A 20,241-nucleotide genomic window follows, 5' to 3' on the forward strand; every position below is an offset into this window, starting at 1 on the left:
ACAGGCTCACTCAAGCAAAATCTCCGAACATAAGCATGGGCAAGTGCGTTTTCGCATACAATCAAGAGTTTTAAAGGCAGCATGAGTAAATTGCCGATGGCGGGACAACCGAGTTCGAAAACTCCCATGACTTCAGCAGTGTTGGGCAGTACTTTCGGCAATACGATTACACGAGGCAAGAAAATCGGAGCCCGCATGATGGCTCTGTTGATCCTGTGTGTTGTAGCTGCAGCTTTGGCTGTTGGGTATCTGGCGTTCTACTGGTCAACCCAGCGTGCGCTCGACTTTGAGGTCGATAAAGAAGTTCGCCTCGTACAGAGCAACCTCAAAGTGTTCCGCAATGGGCTCGCAAATGAAGCAGAGCGCATCGCCATCTCAAACAAGGCATACGCTTCTGTTCTTTCAGAAGAAACCAACATCCTGCTGGATGAGGATCTGACACCGACCCCAAGCACACGGGGTGATCGCGATATCTTCGTCATCCTCAACAAGGATATGAAACCGCTTTACACCTACCGCCGCGATCTGCCATGGCACAGCGAAGTCTTTGAAGATCAGCTTCGCGGCCAGCTTGATGCCACACTGTCTGAGCTGGAAACACGGGCCAACACGAAGCAAACCCAGTTCCGTGTGCCAGAACCACTGCGCAGCCACGCCCCTCTGGCATTGAGCTTGCGCGATGTTGTTCTGGTTGATGGTGCAATCGGCCTCGCCACAGTTGCTGCAATCACTCCGTCAACAGCACCGCCAAAAGGTATGCCAACAGTTGCCGGTTATCTGCTTTGGGTACGATCACTGGACATCCGGTCCATCAGATCCTTTGAAGAATCAACTGGCTTGTCGGAAATGTTCATCACCACGAACAAACCAAAAGCCGACTTCCAGCGCGTATCCCTGCCATTGCTCCGCCGCAATGGTGAGATCATCGCCAACCTGAGCTGGAAAACCACCGCAGCCTCTGGCGCGATCTACACCAACTCATCACCGTATTTTCTGGGAACCATCATCGCTATCTTGCTGATGACGATTCTCATTCTGCTCCGCTACATCAAGATGACAGACCGCATCTTGCAAAATGAAGCAGATGCGACACATGCAGCACTCCATGACGCCTTGTGCGGGCTGCCCAACAGAACATGGTTCGAGATTTTTGCAGCTGACGTGCTGCGACGCGACCGACAAAAACAGCGTATTACTGGCATTGTATTTCTGGATCTGGACCATTTCAAACAGATCAACGACAGCTTGGGCCACTCCATCGGCGATGAAGTCATCAAACTCGTCGCCGAGCGCCTGAAAGTGTCGATCAACATGGAAGACCGGGTCGCGCGCGTCAGTGGAGATGAGTTCCTCATCGTACTGGCGCACCGCACCAGCATGGATGAGATCATCGAAACCTGCATGTACATCGAGAAGATGCTCTCGGATGCCTTCAAGGTTGAGAAACACAAGATCCTGACTACAGCCAGCATGGGCGTCGCGCTATCTCCTGAGCATGGACACGATCTGACAGCGCTTTTGCGCCGAGCAGATATTGCACTCTATCAGGCAAAGAAACTGGGCCGTGGCCGTTATGTGCTCTTTGAAAAGGAGATGGAGGACACTCTTCAGATCTCCCGCGAAATCGAAGAGGATATCAAACGCGCGCTCAATGCCAACGAATTCCAGAACTACTACCAGCCTATCATGGACAACACCGGCAAGAACATTCTGGCAGCCGAGGCTCTCATTCGCTGGAACCATCCGAAAAAAGGTCTTTTGCCACCAGCTGCATTTCTGCCGGTAGCTGAAGAATCCATGCTCATCAACCGCATTGGTGAGTGGGTGTTGGAGAACGCGATCAAGGATGGTTCAACCCTGAATGACGTCACCATGTGCGTGAACGTCTCTCCAACCCAGTTGCGGCATCCGGAATTCCCTGAGCTGGTCAACACATTGCTGGAAAAGTACCAACTGGAACCTAACCGCCTGGAACTGGAAGTCACTGAAGACGTTCTCATCAACTACTCAGAAACAGTGGTTGAAGTCATCGAGCGTCTTCGTAATCTCGGCGTAAAAATTGCGCTGGATGATTTTGGAACTGGCTTCTCATCTCTCAGCTACCTGCGCCGCGATCTGTTCGACAAAATCAAGATCGATCGTTCCTTCATCAATGGTGCGGTGACTGATGCAAAAGCCAGAGAGATTCTGGCAAGCTCAATCACTCTGGGGCTCCGTCTTGGCATGGATGTGTGTGTTGAAGGCGTGGAAGAAGAAGAGCAGAAAGAACTGCTGCTCACCATGGATTGCCCAATGATGCAGGGTTATCTGTTCTCCCGCCCAATCCCACTTGGCAAGTTCCGTCTATGGCGTGATGACAGGGATGAAGAAGTGGAACAGAAGCCACGCAAAATCAGAGTGGGCGCAGCAGAATAATCTGCGCCCTTCGCGATCGGCTGTCATCTCAATTTAGTTCTCAGAAAAACTCTTCCAGAACGCAGCAAATGTCTCGCTGGTTTCCTGCTTGAAAGCAAAAGGCCGCTTGGCCGCTTCCTCCCAGCGCACACCGGAATTTTTCAGCACAGCAACACCCTGTTGTCCAAACTGCATCTTAAGCTGGTCAACAAGCCAGGCCTTCACCTGATCACGGCGTTGAACCGCAAGACCACCATTATCGTGCAGCACAGAGTGATGTCTGTCGCTGGCCTCAATCAGCTCACTAAGGCCCCTGTTGTCCATTGCACTCAGCATCAACACAGGAACCTTCCAGTCCCCTCTCTTCGCACTCAAGCTCATGGCACCTTCCACATCCGCACGAGCACGGCTGGCAACGTCCCCCATATCAGCCTTGGTCACGCAGATAATGTCCGGCAGCTCCATGATACCCGCCTTCATGAACTGAAGGCTGTCACCAGATCCCGGCTGAATACAAAGCACGCAGGTATCAGCCACAAGAGCCACATCTGCCTCAGATTGGCCAATACCGACACTCTCCACGATCACCCGGTCCATCACAGCCCGCATCAGGATCACCGCAGCAATAGCATGCTCAGAGAGCCCACCAAGCCGGTCCCGCGCCGCCATGGAACGCACAAAAATCTTCTGATCTTCCGGATCTGTTGAAAGTCGTGTCCGGTCACCCAACAACGATCCACCAGTCACCTGAGAGGAGGGATCAACCGCAATCACACCAACGCTTTTTTCCGCGCTGCGGTATTCCGAAATCATTGCATTTGTCAGGGTGGATTTCCCAACGCCGGGAGGTCCGGTCAGCGCGATCACATGCGCGCTTGGGTTTTGCAACGCCTCATCCAGCAAAGAGATCAGCTGAGGATGCCCCTCATAGCTCTCGATAGCGCTGAGCAAACGTGCAAGAGCTGGCTTGCCGCCAGCTCTCAGGTCTTCCAGATTGGCAGGAGCCGACCGAGGCCAGCTCCTCCCCTTTTTCACAAAGCCACTCACCCCTTGTTCCGCTGTGCCAGCACTGCCTGAGCAGCAGCAAGACGCGCAACAGGAACACGGAACGGAGAACAGGACACGTAGTTCAAACCAACAGTTTCGCAGAAGGCGATAGAGGCTGGATCACCCCCATGTTCTCCGCAAATACCAAGTTTGATATCAGCTTTCGTCTTACGGCCATTCGTGGCTGCAAGCTTCACCAACTGGCCAACACCGTCCACATCCAGAGAAACGAACGGATCCTTCTCCATCACCTTCCGCTCCTGGTACTTGCCCAGGAAGGACGCGGCATCATCACGAGAAATACCAAAGGTGGTTTGCGTCAAATCGTTGGTGCCAAAAGAGAAGAACTCGGCAGACGCGGCAATCTCTTCAGAAAGCAGCGCGGCCCGTGGCAACTCAATCATGGTGCCAACAGAGTACTCAGGCTTTTCGCCCAGCTCCTTGGCCACAACTGCAGCTGTACCGTCAATGCTCTCGCGAACAATATCCAGCTCGCTCTTCAAGCCAACCAGCGGCACCATAATTTCAGGTGCCACCTTGCGACCATGACGCTTGGAAACGTCCAGCGCAGCTTCAAAGATCGCCCGTGCTTGCATCTCTGCAATTTCCGGATAGGAAATCAGCAAACGGCAACCACGATTGCCGAGCATCGGATTAAACTCTTCCAGCTCTTCCGCACGCTCACGCAGCTCTTCCGGATCAATGTCCATCTGCTTGGCAACCTCAGCAATGTCCTCTTCCGTCTTAGGAAGGAATTCATGCAATGGCGGATCAAGCAAACGAATGGTGACCGGACGATCAACCATCAGCTCAAAGATATCGATAAAGTCCTGACGCTGGATCGGAAGCAACTTCGCAAGCGCAGCTTTGCGTTCTTTCACCGTGTCAGACAAGATCATTTCACGCACCGCAAGGATACGTTCGCCTTCAAAGAACATGTGCTCTGTACGGCACAGGCCAATACCTTCAGCCCCAAAAGAAAGCGCAACTTTCACATCAGCAGGTGTTTCTGCATTGGTGCGAATGTTCATGCGGCGAATGTTATCAGCCCATTCCATCAGCTTTTTGAAATCACCGGAAAGCTCAGGCTCCTGCATTTGGACCTTGCCGGCAAGCACCTGGCCATTGCCGCCATCAATGGTGATTGTATCACCCTTGCCAAAGCTGCGACCGTCAACCGTCATGGTCTCATTACGGGCATCAACACGAATGGTTCCAGCACCAGCAACACAAGGTTTACCCATACCACGCGCAACAACAGCCGCGTGACTGGTCATTCCGCCACGTGTTGTCAAAATGCCTTCCGCAGCATGCATGCCGTGAATGTCTTCAGGGCTGGTCTCTGTACGAACCAGAATAACAGAGCGGCCATTGGCCTTTTCTGTTTCAGCATCGTCAGAGTTAAACACGATCGTACCGCAGGCAGCACCCGGAGAAGCTGGCAAACCAACAGTCAGCTCATCCCGTTCGCTGGCAGGATCAATGGTCGGGTGCAGCAGCTGATCCAGAGAAGACGGCGCAATGCTCGCAACGGCTTCTTCTTTGGTGATCAGGCCGCTCTCAGCCATATCAACCGCAATCTTCAGCGCAGCTTTCAGCGTCCGCTTGCCGTTACGGGTCTGAAGCATCCAAAGCTTGCCGTGCTCAACGGTAAACTCCAGATCCTGCATATCGCGGTAATGGGTCTCCAACCTGTCACAAACAGCCTGGAACTCCGCAAACACCTCAGGCATGGTCGCTTCAAGAGATGGTTTTTCGGAATGCGCCTCAATGCGGGCTTTCTCGGTGATATCCTGCGGCGTACGAATACCCGCAACAACATCTTCACCCTGCGCGTTGATGAGAAATTCGCCATAAAGCGCGTTTTCACCAGTGGACGGGTTACGGGTAAAGGCAACACCAGTCGCAGAGTTTTCGCCTGTGTTACCAAACACCATCGCCTGCACGTTCACTGCAGTGCCCCAGTCCTCTGGGATTTCATGCAGGGCGCGGTAAGTCTTGGCCCGTGGGATCATCCAGCTCTTGAACACGGCGCCAACGGCACCCCAGAGCTGCTCTTCAGGATCCTCAGGGAAAGGACGACCAAGCTCTTCTTCAACCTTGTCCTTATAAGCCGCAACGATCTGTTTCCAGTCGTCACCGGTCAGGTCAGTATCAAGGGAGTGGTCGTGCTCGTCCTTGAAATCCTCCAGAATTTCTTCGAAGTGATCGTGGTCTACGTCCAACACTACATCAGAGTACATCTGGATGAAACGACGATAGCTATCATAAGCAAACCGGTCATCGTTTGCATCTTTGGCCAGCGCTTCAACAGTCCGGTCGTTGAGACCCAGATTCAGAACCGTATCCATCATACCCGGCATGGAAACACGGGCACCGGAACGCACAGACAACAGCAGCGGTTTGGACGTGCTGTTGAACTTACGCTCTGTCAGCTCTTCAACAGCCGCAATGGCAGCATGAACCTGCTCTTTGAGCTCGTAAGGATACTGCTGACCTTCATCATAATAGTGCGTGCAAACTTGCGTTGTAATGGTAAAGCCGGGAGGGACAGGCAATCCTAGTCTGCTCATCTCGGCAAGGTTTGCACCCTTACCGCCCAGCAGCTCCTTCATAGAAGCATCACCCTCGGTTTTGTTTTCTCCAAAGATGTAGACCCACTTGGTCATAACACCCCCCTTTATTGAGTGAGACGACAACCAATCTCACTTGGAATTGCACCACTGCCCACTATCTGCAATGAACAGGGTCATTATAGCAAGAGACTCAGACCTCGACCTTAGTGTTATTGCGTAAATACTTCTGAATTCTTGAGAAATATCAATATACTTACTTATCCGCAGATACTTGAAAAAATGTAGGTTCAATTGAAAGAATGTTCGGATACACTAAACAACATGCGGTGAGTTATCCGGCTGCTATAAAAACGCCATTCTTCGCTACTAACAGATTGATGTAATATTGAGTCGCAATCGGCTCTCAATGAGAGACATATATGACCCTGACAAGCTATTTTGCGCTGTTCCGCTCCAATTCTGCTTCTGCTCAGAACAATGGCCGTATGACCTATCATTCTGTTAATAAAAACAGATTCTCAAAAAGGGTCTTAATGGCCTCAGCGCTGGCGCTTGTTATGGTGACCTCACCACTTGTCCCTGCTCAAAGCGCGAAGGCAAACTCCCAGTCCTTACCGGCTGCAAGCTCCCTGTCAGGAAGTTACCTGTCAGGCAGAAGCGCCCTTCTCGCTCAGGATCTGGCCGCCGCGTCCAACTATTTCACCTCAGCTCTGCAGGGTGACCCGGCTAATTTTTACATTCTCGACCGCGCATTTGTCACATCACTGGCAAACGGCAATGTCGAGAAAGCGCTCCCTCTGGCAAACCGCATTCTGGAAGAGGACAACGAGCACTTCCTTGCGCAGCTGGCCGTTGCCGCGCAGCGCATTCATGAAGGTGACTTCACCACCGAACTGCCAGATGCCGTCACGCAAAACGTCAACCCGCTGTCCCGTCTGAGCTTTGCTCTTGTTTCAGCCTGGGTCAAAGCAGGTCAGGGCAAAACAGATGAAGCCATCGCAGATCTGACAAGCACGACAGGTGCCAAGTGGTTTGACCTCTTCATCAACTTCAACGCGGGCCTGCTGGCTGAATACAACAACAATCCGCATCAGGCAGCCGAATTTTACAAGGCTGCCTACGAGATTGACCGCGGCGCTCTGCGTAATGCCATTTCCTACACCCGCATGCTCGCCGCCTCCGGAAGACAGCAGGAAGCGCTGGATATCGTTGCCGAATACGAGCAACTCATTCCAGAACACCCGCTCCTCGTCACTTTGAGAGACAAGATTGAGAGCGGTGAGGTTATTGAATCTGTCGCCAAGTCACCAGCTGAAGGTCTGGCAGAAGCCTTGCATGGTCTTGGCATAGCTGTCAGCAAAGAAGGCGAAGAGCTCTCCGCAAATTACCTGCAGCTCGCCACCTACCTCAATCCGAAGAACGATTCAGCCCTGATTGGTCTGGCCTCTTTATTTGAGCAGCTTGGCGACAATGAACGCGCCATCGAATATCTGTCAGCGGTATCTGACGGTTCTCCAATGAAACGCGAAGCTGAAATCCAGATCGCGCTCCATTACAACATTCTGGACAATCTGGAAGAAGCCCGCGCACATCTGGAAAAGCTGGTGAAAGCAGACCCGAGTGATCTGGAAGCCATCACGTCTTTGGGCAACGTGTTGCGCGGTCATTCCCTCTTTGAAGAGGCTGAAACCTCTTACAATCAGGGCCTGGATACCCTCAGCGAAATTCAGGCAAATCACTGGACGATTCTGTATTTCCGCGGCATCACCCGCGAACGTCAGGACAAGTGGGACGCTGCTGAAGAAGACTTCCGCGAAGCTCTGACCCTCAAGCCTGAACAGCCAATGATCCTGAACTACCTCGGCTACTCCATGGTAGATCGCGGTCTGAAGCTGGATGAAGCGCAGAAGATGATTGAGCGCGCTGTTCGCCTGCGTCCAACCGATGGATACATCGTCGACAGCCTCGGCTGGGTTTACTATCGCCTGGGCCGTTATGAAGAAGCCGCTGAAAAACTGGAACGCGCTGTCGCTCTGCGTCCGCATGATCCAATCATCAACGATCATTTGGGCGATGCGTACTGGCAAGTTGGTCGCAAACTGGAAGCCCGCTACAAGTGGAACCACGCCCGCGACCTTGAGCCGGAACCAGAAGACCTGAAACGCATTCTCGATAAGATCGAAAATGGCATGGAAGATGCCGTTCCGGTCGTCGCAAGCTCTGCAGACAACAAATAGCTCATAACACGATCATATTATGATGACTTTGGAAGATACAAAAGCAGCACGGGTTGAGGAATTAGCCCGTGCCAAGGTGAACCTTGCCCTCCACATCACGGGTCAACGGGAAGACGGCTACCACATGCTCGACAGCCTTGTGGTGTTCCCTGAAATCGGTGACCAGATCTCGGTTGAACCAGCCCCCGACCTTTCACTCCAGATCACTGGAGAGTTCTCTGCGAAGATACAGGGCGATCCTGCTGACAATCTGGTCATCAAAGCCGCAAACATGCTGGCAGAACATCTACCCTCCGCATCAGGAGTTCAGATAGAGCTCGAAAAATCGCTCCCCGTTGCAGCAGGCATCGGCGGCGGATCCGCAGATGCAGCCGCAATTATGCGCGCGCTCACGAGGATCTGGGGCGTGTCTCCGTCTTCAACAGACCTTGCCGAACTTGCCCTGAGTCTCGGCGCTGATGTGCCTATGTGTCTGGAAGAAAAGCCTGCCCGCATTCGTGGCATAGGGGAGATCATAGAACCGCTGACAGATCTCCCATCCGGCGCGATCGTTCTGGTCAACCCATTGATTGAGGTTTCCACTCCAGCCATTTTCCACGCGCTGGAAAAGAAAAACAACGCCCCGCTGCCGGAAATGCCGGAAGAGTTCGAGAGTATGAAAGCCCTCGCCAACTGGCTCAAAACCTGCCGCAATGACCTACAAAAACCAGCTATCTCACAAGCACCAGAAATCTCTGAGGTCCTCGACCTGCTGGCCTCCCAGCCAGATACCCTCCTCGCCCGCATGTCCGGCTCCGGCGCCACCTGCTTTGCCCTTGTTGAAACCTTAGAAGCCGCCCAAGCCATAGCCTCTCACTTGCAGGAGGCACACATTGATTGGTGGGTTAAGGCGGCAAAGGTCTAAAACGCAGGTAACATCCGATGATTTTAACAACTTATGAGAGAGTTGACCTGTCTGCACAATTGCTAATGACGAAAGCCACAACTAGTCTCTCCGAAATTGTATCATGCATATTTCGGAGAATACCGTGCCACATATTGGAATTGACCTAGGCACCACTAACTCACTTATTTCCGTCTTTGAAAATGGTGAGCCACACCTCATTAAAAACAGCCTTGGTACCTACCTGACACCATCCATTGTTAGCTTAGATAAAGACACACTCCTGACTGGTGATTTGGCCAAGGCTCGCATGGTCACACATCCTCTGGAAACAGCAGCTGTTTTCAAACGCACTATGGGAGCTGACAAAGCCTATAAACTAGGAAAAAAACAGTTTACTGCTGTTGAACTCTCAGCTGCTGTTCTGCGCAGCCTTAAGGAAGATGCACAGAACGAATTGAAGGCGGAAATCTCTGATGTTGTCATTTCCGTACCAGCCTATTTCAACGAACTTCAGAGAAAAGCTGTCCGATCTGCTGCAAAAATGGCCGGACTGAATCCAGAACGTTTGATCAATGAACCGACCGCTGCAGCCCTCGCCTACGGTTTCCAGTCCCTTGAGGAGGAAAGCTCTTTTTTGGTCTTTGACCTTGGTGGAGGGACCTTCGACGTTTCCATTATGGAAGTCTTTGAAGGGGTGATGGAAGTAAAAGCCACCTCTGGTGATGCTTACCTCGGCGGAGAGGATTTCACAGCAGCGCTTATCAGCGACCTCACCACTAAGCTCTCACCAAAACAGCAGAAGAAACCCAACCTGGAAGCACTAACCAAGCTTGCCGAGCAGGTTAAGCACGGGCTGAGCGAAAAAGACAGCGTTCACATTAATCTGGACACGCCGAACCTCACACTGGATCACCACATATCTCGGAAAGATTTCGAAGAGCTTGCAACCAAACTCACAACACGTTTGCGCAGACCTATTGATCGCGCCATGTATGACTCAGGGCTGAGCGCGGACGAGCTGGAAAAAGTCATTCTGGTGGGCGGCGCCACCAGAATGCCACTGATCCGCAGCTTAGTCGCAAAACACCTACGCCAGTTCCCTGAAAGTCACATAGATCCAGACCACGCTGTTGCATTGGGCGCTGCTGTCCAAGCAGGCCTAATCGGGAAAAATGAAGCACTCAAAGATGTCGTCATGACCGACGTCAGCGCCTTTACTCTTGGAATTGAGACCAGCAGAGAATTTGGCAACAACCATCGAGCCGGCTACTATCTACCTTTAATCGAGCGTAACAGCGTCGTTCCAGTTTCCAGAGAAGAGACAATTTACCCTGTACACCCACAGCAAACCAAGCTGGAAATCCGTGTTTTTCAGGGAGAAGCCCCGGACGTTGCCTCTAATATTTTCCTAGGCAAACTGGAAGTTGAATTGCCAAGACAAGTAGATCAGGACCTGAATCCGGCAACTGTGCGCTTCACCTATGATGTCTCCGGTTTACTAGAAGTGGATGTCACCACTCATGCAGATGATAAGAGCCATAGTCTCCTCATAAAAAACCTTGCTGGAGAAATGTCAGATAAAGAGATTTCAGATCGGCTCACGCAGCTGGAAAAACTCAAAGTGCATCCGAGAGAAGATGCACACAATGTACTGCTTCGCGCCCGTATTGAGCAATGCTACGCCATGGCGCGATTGGGGGATCGTGAGCAAATTGGTGAAATGCTCCATGCTTTTGATGCGATTTTGACAACGCAAAACATCTCCGAAATCTCAAAACTCTCAGAACAAATCAGTGAGCATCTCAATATGTTTGAGGCATCCTATGTACAGTGAGGACGAGAACTGGCCCTATTCCGTCCTTGGCTTGGATCAGGCTCCTGATGACTTGAAGTCGATCAAACGTGCTTACGCGCACAAACTAAAGACCATAGACCAGTCCACTCAAGCGGAGGATTTTCAAAACCTCCGAACTGCTTTTGATGCGGCAAAACAGTTTCTGACCTACAACCTTGCCGCCAAGGCCGATGAAGCAAATGAAACAAGCGGTCAACGAACTGATGCAGGATATGCTGATCTCTCCCTACCACTCGACTATAAGTCAGATCAAACTAACCCAACTGTTACAATTGAACAGTTTCAAGAAGCTCCATCTGCTCTATCGACCTCTCTTGAACTAAACGAACTTGAAGATAAAATATCCAAACTTCCGAGAAATAAAAACGGTGCCGGCTTCCTTTTAGATCTGCTTAACTCTGCGATTATGGAAGATCCGCAAGCACGGCCAAGAGTAGAGGCTGCAATCTACGCCTACATGCAAAAGTGTTTGACCGTTGACGCAGAGGATCACCCCAAATTTCGCCTGTTCATCAATGACGAAATTCTGGAAGCCATCGAATTACAGTTCAACTGGCAGAGCGACATCCTCTCCTTGCAAAGGAAGTTCTGGGATGCCGGAGACCTCGTCGCCGCATTGGTTTACAAGTCAACACTTTATCAGGAGGAGGGGGCAGAGGACGATGGTGAAACGCAGTTTGAACTGGACCCTGTCGGCAAAGCAGTAACAAAACTCGCACTCATTCCATTTCTGGTTATGGTCCTCAGTAAATTCACACCAACCGGCTCTGCCATAACAGATGCACTAGACAGCTTATTTGCATACAGCTCGAAAATAGTCGCAGCTATCGCAGTCCTATACCTCACTTGTCGGGTGACTCTGCTGGGTTGGAATGTCGTCAAAAACATTCTCAAATACGTCATGCCATCCATGTTTCCCCAAAAGAGCTGGAGCGACATTTTCTCCTATCAAACCTTAGGCTTATTTCAGATTTATTTACTTTCAATCTACCTAGCTTTGCCCGAAGGAATGGATGCAAAAAAACATGCCTTCAGCGGCATGATTCTTCTCCTCATTTTCATGGTCGGGTTTTCCATCTTTTGGCTGATACTCAGCCTAGTCTTGAACAAAGGGAAAGCTCTTTATCACTTCGCCAGAAGTTTCTTCAAATCATGACAGTATTTAGAACCCTGCTATCCGAACTTGATCTGCATGAGTTTCCAGAAAACAAGAAGGCGCTCAAGCGGGCCTATGCTCGAAAGTTAAAGAGCATAGATCAGGCAGAGGACCCCGCTGCCTTCCAACGTATGAGAGAAGCCTACGAGAAGCTCGGATCGCATCTTCAATCTGCGAATGGGTATCAACCTGCCCCTCTACCGAACGCTCTGCCACAAGAGGAAAGAGCTTCACCGCCTCCAGCAAGTACCCTAAACGACAGCGAACTTGGATATACAACTGAGCAAATTCTAACTCTTCCTGAATCCAATAGCCTTGAGCAAGAAAGCGTAGGCTTTGACAAGCCAAACAGAGAATTTGTCGACGAGCAGCTTCAACTCATACGCAACCTTGAAGGTGAGCCGGCTGATTTAGATGAGATACAGGAAATACTAGGGCTGGAAGAAATGACGGCGCCTGTCATATGGAGGGAACTGGAACAAACCGTCTTTGACTATTTGGCACGTTCACTGATACATGGCGAAACTGGTCGGCATTATTTCAAGCCCTACATCACGGATGCATTTCTGGATCAGCTTGATCTCCTCTTCGGCTGGCAATCAGATTTCAAAACCTTGGCATTGTTGCGGGGGGATCAGGGCGCAGTCGCTCAGGCTCTTCACACCAACTCATACATTAGGCAGCTTAAACAGAAATTTTGGTGGAGACGACCAGAGAACATACTCTCCATAACTCTTTTTGCCTTCTGCTACTCAATTCTCATACTCACATTGCCAGATCTTTGGTGGAAGAACAACGCAACACAAAGCCTGACAAAAGCAGGTTTGTTACTGTTGGTCCCCTATACGATCTTCCTCTATATACAGACCCTTTGGCCATTGTGCCGGTGGTTTCACAATCAGATTAAAGAGCAAACGCTCCACCACTTCAAACTGCAAGATCTGGGGCGTTTTAAGAATAGAAAAACCATCATTCGGCTTGTTCTTTTATGCGGAATGACCATAGCAACTGTGCCCGATTACTGGCAAAGAGACCATACAATATTATGGCTCGGCACTACAGCTCTCTTGCTGCCGTTTAAATCAGCCAGGTACAAAGCGTCGCTCAAAACATTTTACGAACAGAACTGAAAGCCTGCAGTCTTTCAGCCAACAAAAAAGCGCCGGGCATTTCTGCTGCGGCGCTTTTCAATTTCTTCGAACTGCTCTCTGATTAGCTCACACGGGCAATACAGAAGTCGACGGCTTCTTTCAGCGCCTGCTTGGCAGGACCGTCTGGCAGGCTGGCCAGAGCTTCAATTGCAGATGCACCATAATCACGCGCTTTTTGAACCGTATCAGCCAGAGCACCAGTATCATTCAGCAGCTTGATGGCATGATCCAGATCGCCGTCTTTGATGTCTCCATCTTCCAGACAACGTTTCCAGAACGCCTTGTCCTCATCGCTGCCACGCTCCATCGCGTAGATGACAGGCAGTGTGATCTTGCCTTCGTGGAAGTCGTCACCAACGTCCTTGCCAAGATCAACAGTCGCTCCGCCATAATCCAGCGCATCATCAACAAGCTGGAAGGCATAACCAAGCTCAAGGCCGAACTTGCGCGCAGCAGCACGCATCTCGTCACCTTTATCGGCAATCTCCGGGCTCACTTCGCAGGCAGCTGCAAACAGAGCGGCTGTTTTAGCCTCAATCACCCGCAGGTAAATCTCAAAGGTCGTGGTGGTATCCTGAGCGGCGCCCAGCTGAAGCACTTCACCTTCAGCAATGATTGCGGAGGCCTCAGACAGAATGCGCAGCGCTTCCAGAGAGTGCACATCAACCATCATCTTGAAAGCCTGACCAAGCAGATAGTCACCCACCAGCACGCTGGCCTGGTTTCCCCAAAGCTTGCGAGCAGCCAGCTTACCGCGGCGCATATCGCTTTCATCGACAACATCATCATGCAGCAGAGTTGCCGTATGCATAAACTCTACAGATGCTGCAAGGATGACATGTCCCTCGCCTTCGTAGCCAAACATCTGTGCAAACGCCAGTGTCAGCATCGGGCGCAAACGCTTCCCACCTGAATCGATCAGATGGCGCGCAATTTCCGGGATCAGCTCAACATTAGAACCGGCTTTGGAGAGGATCAGCTCGTTCACCTTCTCCATGTCACCTGAAACGAGCTCTACGAGCCCCTGAATTCCAGCTGGTTTGGCTGTCTGAGATTGAAGACCAACAACGCCCACGGGATACCTCTATTTTGATTCCAACGGGACAATAGGTTGGTAGATAGTCTCGGGCAAGCTTTAGTAAGAATTTGCTGCCAATAAAGTAGTGTCGAAGGGATAATTTACCAATCACAATTAGTTTTTTTTCACAATACCAACCCTAACCTGCATACTTTCTGGCAAAATAGGCAACTCTCTTCAAGAGGACATTATCGTGGAAGAACTCATCAGAACAACAGATCCCGTCCTCATCTCGCATCTTGAAGCCCTGCTGGGAGATGCCGAGATCATCTACTTCGTCGCCGACACCAACATGAGCATACTGGACGGCTCCCTTGGCTTTTTGCCGCGCCGGATCATGGTGGAAGCAGACCGTATGGATGAAGCTTGTCAACTTATGCGTGATGCCGACCTGGGACACTACCTAAAAGACGCGTGAAAACTTCTCTTTAGATAAACAATAGGGATTGCATGAAAACCGGCAGCCTGTATCAGTGCGTTATTGCGACTTTTCTTGATCCGGCGCCGCCATGACCAACCCTGAAACACCTCAATCTCAGCAGCAAACCACCAGGGACAAGTTCCTCGGCGGTAAAGTCATGGTTGAACAACCTGCAAAAGGCCGCCACAGAGCCGGACTTGATGCTGTCTATCTGGCCGCATCCCTTCCGCAAAGCACCACAGGCACGCTTTACGATCTGGGCACCGGCGTCGGCACTGCAGCTTTTTGCGCCGCCCACCGTCTGCCAAACATCAAAGCCGTCGGCGTTGAAGTTGATCCCGTCACCGCAGCGCTGGCCCGCAAAGGCCTGTCCCTGCCGGAAAACGAAAGTTTTGCTGACCGCGTCTCCATTCTGGAATCCAACCTCACCGCAAAGGGCAGCATTCGCCACCAAAGCGGCCTTGGCTCTTCCATCGCGGATCATGTGATCATGAACCCGCCTTACTACGACAGCGCCCGCTTTCGCGTCACACCAAAGTCAGACCGCGCCCCGGCCCACGCGCTGGATGAACGTGGCATCGAGCCGTGGATCAAAACCGCGAAAGATCTGCTGAAGGACGGCGGCACGCTCTCCATCATCTTCAGAGCAGATGGCCTGCAAGACCTCCTCGACCCCATGCAACGCCGTTTCGGTGCCATTGATATCATCCCGATCCGCCCTACTGCAGACGCACCAGCCACCCGCATCATTGTCCGCGCAGTGGCCGCCAGCAAAGCCCCACTCCAGATCCTGCCGGGCTTCACCCTGCATGAAGAAGCAGGCGGCACCTTCACACAGCAAGCCACCACCGTCATGCGCGACGGCATGGGCCTTGGCCTCACAAACCGTTGAGCAACACGGCTAACCTGCGCAGAACAATCCGCTTTCAATATACGTTTTTCTCCCTATTATGATCGCAAGGCGCAAATCAAAGCGCAGCAGATGACAGGGCGGGAGCAGACTATTTATGAGCAGCAAGGTTGACCTACCAAACTCCATTGAGGAAACCCTCACGCTCTTAAGTTCTGGCGGGTATCTGGCAGATCGCGCACTCGCAACCGTGCTGCACCTGTCTCTGCGCATGAAACGGCCCCTCTTCCTCGAAGGCGAGGCTGGCGTTGGCAAAACCGAGATCGCCAAAGTCCTCTCGGCCACGCTCAACCGCCCGCTGGTCCGGTTGCAATGTTATGAAGGGTTGGACGTCTCCTCCGCCGTCTACGAGTGGAACTATGCCGCTCAGATGGTCGAAATCCGCATGGCTGAAGCATCCGGCAGCGTAAACCGTGAGAACCTCAATACAGCGCTCTACAGCCCTCGCTTCCTGATCAAACGTCCTGTCCTACAGGCATTGGAAACCACAGAGCTTGGCGCGCCGATCTTCCTGATCGACGAACTGGACCGCACCGATGAAGCCTTTGAGGCCTTCCTGCTGGAGGTGCTGGCAGACAGTCAGGTGACCATCCCGGAACTCGGCACCATCAAGTCCGAAGAACCCCCGATCACCATCATCACCACCAACCGCACCCGCGAAATCCACGACGCCCTGAAACGCCGCTGCCTCTATCATTGGGTGGACTACCCGACAGCAGAGCGCGAACTTCAGATCGTGCAGACCAAACTGCCAACAGCCGCAGCAACCCTTTCCGGGCAGGTCGTCGCCTTCGTGCAAAGGCTGCGTGAGGATGACGCCCTCTTCAAAAAACCGGGTGTCGCTGAAACTCTGGATTGGGCAACCGCCCTCACAGAGCTGCAAGAAGTCGCGCTCGATCCGGAAATGGTGTCCGACACACTCGGTGTCCTGCTCAAGTATCAGGAAGACATCGACCGCATCAAAGGCTCCAGAACCCGTGCGATCCTTGATGAGATCCGCATGGAAGCCAACTCACAGGCCACCATCGCTGGCAGCATGCCTGCCCCAACAGCATAGCCTTACCTGATGCAGGATACCCTCGCCCCCGCACCATCTCCGCGCCCACCGCATGGGCGCATCACGGAAAACATCGTCCACTTTGCCAGAACCCTGCGCAAAGCGGGCTTGCCTGCGGGCCCATCTTCTGTGGTGGATGCAGTGAGCGCGGTCACCATCAACGGTATTGAGAACAAGCAGGACCTCTACTGGACCCTGCATTCCGTCTTCGTCCATAAACGCGACCAACAACCCGTCTTCGATGAAGCCTTCCGCCTTTACTGGCAAAGCAAAGGCCTCGTTGAAAAGATGCTGGCACTGCTGTCTCCCGTTGCCCCGGCAGGACAACGCGAACCAGAAAAGCCACGCGCCGCTCAATCCCGTGTCGCCAATGCCTTTGAGGCCAACAAGCAGCGCGAGGCCAAAGAAACCAAACCACTGGTAGAGGTAGACGCCCGCTTCACCGTCTCGGAAAAAGAAGTCCTGCAAAAGAAGGACTTCGCCCAGATGACCGCCGAGGAGATTGCCGAAGCCCGCAGATCTCTCACCCATCTCACCATGCCTGCAGATCAGGTTCGTTCCCGTCGCTTCAAACCTGTCCATTCACACACTCTGGGCAAACAGGTTGATGCCAGAAGAACCATGCGCGCCACACTGAAGGCAGGCGGTTCCATCATCGATCTCAAGCACAAAGCGCCTGCTCAGGTTCATCCCCCTGTGGTCGCCCTCTGCGATATCTCGGGCAGTATGAGCCAGTATTCACGCATCATGCTGCACTTCCTGCATGCTCTGTCAGAAAAGCGCAAAACCCATACCTTCCTGTTTGGCACACGGCTGACCAACATCACCCGTGCCCTGCGCATGAAGGACCCGGACGAAGCCCTCGCGGCCTGTACGGATGAGGTTGAAGACTGGTCCGGCGGCACACGCATCGCCAGCTCACTCCAAGCCTTTAACCGCACCTGGCTCCGACGTGTCTGCCACGGTGGCCCTGTGGTTCTGCTCATAACGGATGGGCTGGAACGGGAAGCCTACGACGAACTGTCCCTGGAAATGGACCGTCTCCACAGGTCTTGCAGAAGACTAATCTGGCTCAATCCGCTGCTGCGCTACGACAAATTTGAGGCCAAAGCCCGCGGAATTCAGGCAATACTGCCGCATACCGATGAGTTTCGGGCAATCCATTCATTGGATGCGGTCAAAGATCTTTGTCTGGTGCTGAATGACAAGCGCATAAATAGTACATATGATGCGACGCAGAGATTCCTCTAGCACACATCCTTCTCAAACCTTCGGCTCGCCTGCGTGAGAACCGCAGAAAGCCCAACCTTTCTGTCAGATCCGATGACATTCAAAGTACTTCTGCACATTGTAAAAACAGTATCAGCAATCTACGCCAAGCGGTTCAACATCAACCGAGATGAGATCTGGTATCTTGCGAAACTTCAGGAAGAGCTCGGAGAGCTGACGGCAGCTCATATGAAGGCCACCCGCCGCGGACGTTCCGGTTCAGCAACTCCAAAAGAACTGCATATGCAAAAGGAAGATGAAGCAGCAGACCTGCTGGCCCACCTTCTGCTTTATGCAGACCGCAATGATCTCAATCTGGAAAAAGCAATCCGCCGCAAATGGATGGCCCACCTTCCAGCCGAAATCATGGTCAAGCACGTCTGATACACCCACCTATCAGACGTCACAGAACGATGTTATCTCCTTCAATGCCTTTCAAACTCACCATGAAAGGCAATGACTTCACGCATATTGAGCAATGCCGTTACCAACATGCCTGAGCCATTCAGGTCATGGCTGGGTTGGGCGTCGCAGCCCTTGCCCGTGAATGCTGCCAATTGGTGCTGTTGACGTTGGAGAGAAGTTCAGTCTGCCCGATTTCCCTGCATTACCAATCATGCAGTATACAAGAGTTCGAAGCGGTAAATCCGAAGAAGCGATCGCTGTACTCTCCGTAGCTTTCAGAAGCGCGGTGCCGAACTAATGCAGGATGAAAATAAGTATCATCCAGAAGCTCTAGTGAGGAAATCCAGCGAACTCAGCGCAGAGCCTGCATTCACGGCACCTAGGTCAGAAGTTTATCTTCCAAGCTGGCGTGTCCAAAATCCGTTTGAGAAAGCCGCTTTTCCCTTAAAAGGTGTTGTATGACATAGGCAACCGAGAGAGCATCATCCAAAGCGTCGTGCCCTCTTAATGGGGGATGCTCCACCTCAAAGTAATCTGCCAAGTCGTTGCTGCGCGTCCGTTCAATATCCTCATAAGGCATTCCCGCAGCGAGCATGAGCTTACAGGCGTTATCGAATTGATCTGCAGGTATGCATGGCTTGATACCTGCAATATAACAACTAATCGCCATCATATTCAGTTCGTCTTTCCCCCAAGACCAAAGTTTAGCACCTTCAGAAAACTCGCGGAACTGTTCATTGGCCTCCTGCAAAGAGACACCCGCGCTATCAATCGTCTGTTGCTCAATACCCGTCAGCTTTGTGAAGAATGGATCAAGAGTATACTTGCTGCCAAACCGATCAACTGGATTGACGTAGACTTTGAATGTATCAACAATTTCAAAACTATCACTGAGCGAAATTTTGGCGGCACCAATCTGGGCGATAACCGGATCAGGGTCATATGGACCGCACCAAAATCTCTTCGGCGCATTTTTAACGACAAGGAACTCACAGTCAAAGACGATCGCCATTTTCATAAACGCCTCCACTACGGTAATTCTGATCAATTTGCTGCAACAGGATAGTAACTACTTCTGATCCTAGAGACGATCTGAAAGAAGAAGAACCTAAAGCCGAAACCTCAACACCACAGCGTGCCAGCACCATAGCCGACACTCGCTCATCTACCGCGCAATAGTGATTGGTTTGCTGTTGCTTGCCAGTTGGCCTTCCCAGCGGTTCCATTCTGTCATGCGCATACTCCCTTTGGCACGGGAGAAGTTGTCAAACAAAACAAGCTCCTGCCCTTTCATGCGCCAGTTAGAGACAAAGAACAGATCCCCATCCATGCAGTGATTGAACTTGGCAGAGTAGCCATCATCCTTAGGTTCTGTGCCGAGTGTCAGCTCACAGACACGCTCATCAGAGTTGAGATAAACAGTCCAGCCGCCAACCATGTCCTTCACCTGCACAACCGGCTTTGAACTGCGTTGCTCTTGTTTTCCAAGAACAGCTGCTGCAGCCACACCAGCCAAAAAGGCAGTCGCAGTACCCGGATCAACCGTTGCCTGAGCTGAGCTGCTTGTTGTCTTTGTAACAACAGTGCCATCTACCTTGCTGTAGGTTTTGCTCTGCGAAGCCTGATCCTGCGCAACAACACTCTGGTTGGAGGCAGCATTGGCGGGCGGTTGCGCAGCAGGCACAGGCGCGCTGTAAGGTTCAGCACCTCCACCAGCACTTTGACAGCCAGCAAGCGCCAGCAAACTTGCGATAACGACAAACCTCTTCATTTCATTCCCCCCAAAGAATACGTCCAAC

16 protein-coding genes are annotated in these 20,241 nt (G+C 51.9%); 11 read left to right on the forward strand and 5 right to left on the reverse strand.

Going from position 1 to position 20,241, the window contains the following annotated elements:
* Positions 1–126: 126 nt before the first annotated feature.
* Positions 127–2,415 carry a bifunctional diguanylate cyclase/phosphodiesterase gene (locus PsWM33_RS15785; protein WP_208980701.1) on the forward strand — a complete coding sequence of 763 codons (2,289 nt, stop codon included), beginning with the start codon at positions 127–129 and terminating at the stop codon, positions 2,413–2,415.
* 33 nt (positions 2,416–2,448) lie between these two features.
* Here the strand turns inward: PsWM33_RS15785 and PsWM33_RS15790 are convergent, their stop codons facing one another.
* Together PsWM33_RS15790 and ppdK are read right to left on the reverse strand one after the other, a co-directional pair.
* Entirely contained in the window at positions 2,449–3,429 is a 981-nt protein-coding gene (locus PsWM33_RS15790; RefSeq protein ID WP_208994584.1) for an ArgK/MeaB family GTPase, read from the reverse strand.
* 8 nt (positions 3,430–3,437) lie between these two features.
* Entirely contained in the window at positions 3,438–6,110 is a 2,673-nt protein-coding gene (ppdK, locus tag PsWM33_RS15795; protein WP_063300855.1) for a pyruvate, phosphate dikinase, read from the reverse strand.
* 326 nt (positions 6,111–6,436) lie between these two features.
* Here ppdK and PsWM33_RS15800 point away from each other — a divergent pair, with 326 nt between their 5' ends.
* The 5 genes from PsWM33_RS15800 to PsWM33_RS15820 all read left to right on the forward strand — a co-directional run bounded on the left by PsWM33_RS15800 (position 6,437) and on the right by PsWM33_RS15820 (position 13,281).
* Positions 6,437–8,254 carry a tetratricopeptide repeat protein gene (locus PsWM33_RS15800; protein ID WP_063300856.1) on the forward strand — a complete coding sequence of 606 codons (1,818 nt, stop codon included), beginning with the start codon at positions 6,437–6,439 and terminating at the stop codon, positions 8,252–8,254.
* A gap of 22 nt (positions 8,255–8,276) precedes the next feature.
* The gene (locus PsWM33_RS15805) at positions 8,277–9,158 is read left to right on the forward strand and encodes a 4-(cytidine 5'-diphospho)-2-C-methyl-D-erythritol kinase (RefSeq protein WP_063301105.1); all 882 of its coding nucleotides are present in this window, start codon (positions 8,277–8,279) and stop codon (positions 9,156–9,158) included.
* A 124-nt stretch (positions 9,159–9,282) separates the two neighbouring features.
* Complete coding sequence (locus PsWM33_RS15810) at positions 9,283–10,974, forward strand: Hsp70 family protein (protein ID WP_063300857.1); 1,692 nt, start codon at positions 9,283–9,285, stop codon at positions 10,972–10,974.
* On the forward strand, positions 10,964–12,151 hold the full coding sequence (locus PsWM33_RS15815; RefSeq protein WP_063300858.1) for a hypothetical protein: 1,188 nt from the start codon (positions 10,964–10,966) through the stop codon (positions 12,149–12,151). Before PsWM33_RS15810 ends, PsWM33_RS15815 begins: the two co-directional genes overlap by 11 nt.
* A complete protein-coding gene (locus PsWM33_RS15820) occupies positions 12,148–13,281 on the forward strand; it encodes a hypothetical protein (RefSeq protein ID WP_063300859.1) in 1,134 nt (377 codons plus the stop codon). Before PsWM33_RS15815 ends, PsWM33_RS15820 begins: the two co-directional genes overlap by 4 nt.
* Positions 13,282–13,363: 82 nt before the next feature.
* Here the strand turns inward: PsWM33_RS15820 and PsWM33_RS15825 are convergent, their stop codons facing one another.
* Positions 13,364–14,377 carry a polyprenyl synthetase family protein gene (locus PsWM33_RS15825; protein WP_063300860.1) on the reverse strand — a complete coding sequence of 338 codons (1,014 nt, stop codon included), beginning with the start codon at positions 14,375–14,377 and terminating at the stop codon, positions 13,364–13,366.
* A gap of 196 nt (positions 14,378–14,573) precedes the next feature.
* Between PsWM33_RS15825 and PsWM33_RS15830 the strand changes: the two genes are divergently transcribed.
* From PsWM33_RS15830 to PsWM33_RS15850, 5 genes are all read left to right on the forward strand, one after another.
* Positions 14,574–14,798 carry a putative signal transducing protein gene (locus PsWM33_RS15830; protein WP_057462549.1) on the forward strand — a complete coding sequence of 75 codons (225 nt, stop codon included), beginning with the start codon at positions 14,574–14,576 and terminating at the stop codon, positions 14,796–14,798.
* Positions 14,799–14,889: 91 nt separating this feature from the next.
* On the forward strand, positions 14,890–15,693 hold the full coding sequence (locus PsWM33_RS15835; RefSeq protein ID WP_063300861.1) for a tRNA1(Val) (adenine(37)-N6)-methyltransferase: 804 nt from the start codon (positions 14,890–14,892) through the stop codon (positions 15,691–15,693).
* A gap of 115 nt (positions 15,694–15,808) precedes the next feature.
* Positions 15,809–16,768 (forward strand): AAA family ATPase, encoded by a 960-nt coding sequence (locus PsWM33_RS15840; RefSeq protein WP_063300862.1) that lies wholly within the window; start codon positions 15,809–15,811, stop codon positions 16,766–16,768.
* Positions 16,769–16,777: 9 nt separating this feature from the next.
* Positions 16,778–18,019, forward strand: coding sequence for a vWA domain-containing protein (locus PsWM33_RS15845; protein ID WP_063300863.1), 1,242 nt, complete (start codon positions 16,778–16,780; stop codon positions 18,017–18,019).
* A 72-nt stretch (positions 18,020–18,091) separates the two neighbouring features.
* A complete protein-coding gene (locus tag PsWM33_RS15850) occupies positions 18,092–18,421 on the forward strand; it encodes a hypothetical protein (RefSeq protein WP_063300864.1) in 330 nt (109 codons plus the stop codon).
* 400 nt (positions 18,422–18,821) lie between these two features.
* Here PsWM33_RS15850 and PsWM33_RS15855 read toward each other — a convergent pair whose 3' ends face one another.
* Complete coding sequence (locus PsWM33_RS15855) at positions 18,822–19,460, reverse strand: 3'-5' exonuclease (protein ID WP_063301106.1); 639 nt, start codon at positions 19,458–19,460, stop codon at positions 18,822–18,824.
* 147 nt (positions 19,461–19,607) lie between these two features.
* On the reverse strand, positions 19,608–20,213 hold the full coding sequence (locus PsWM33_RS15860; RefSeq protein ID WP_063300865.1) for an AprI/Inh family metalloprotease inhibitor: 606 nt from the start codon (positions 20,211–20,213) through the stop codon (positions 19,608–19,610).
* Positions 20,214–20,241: the final 28 nt, after the last annotated feature.

It is taken from the genome of Pseudovibrio sp. WM33 (assembly GCF_001623165.1).
Lineage (GTDB): Bacteria > Pseudomonadota > Alphaproteobacteria > Rhizobiales > Stappiaceae > Pseudovibrio.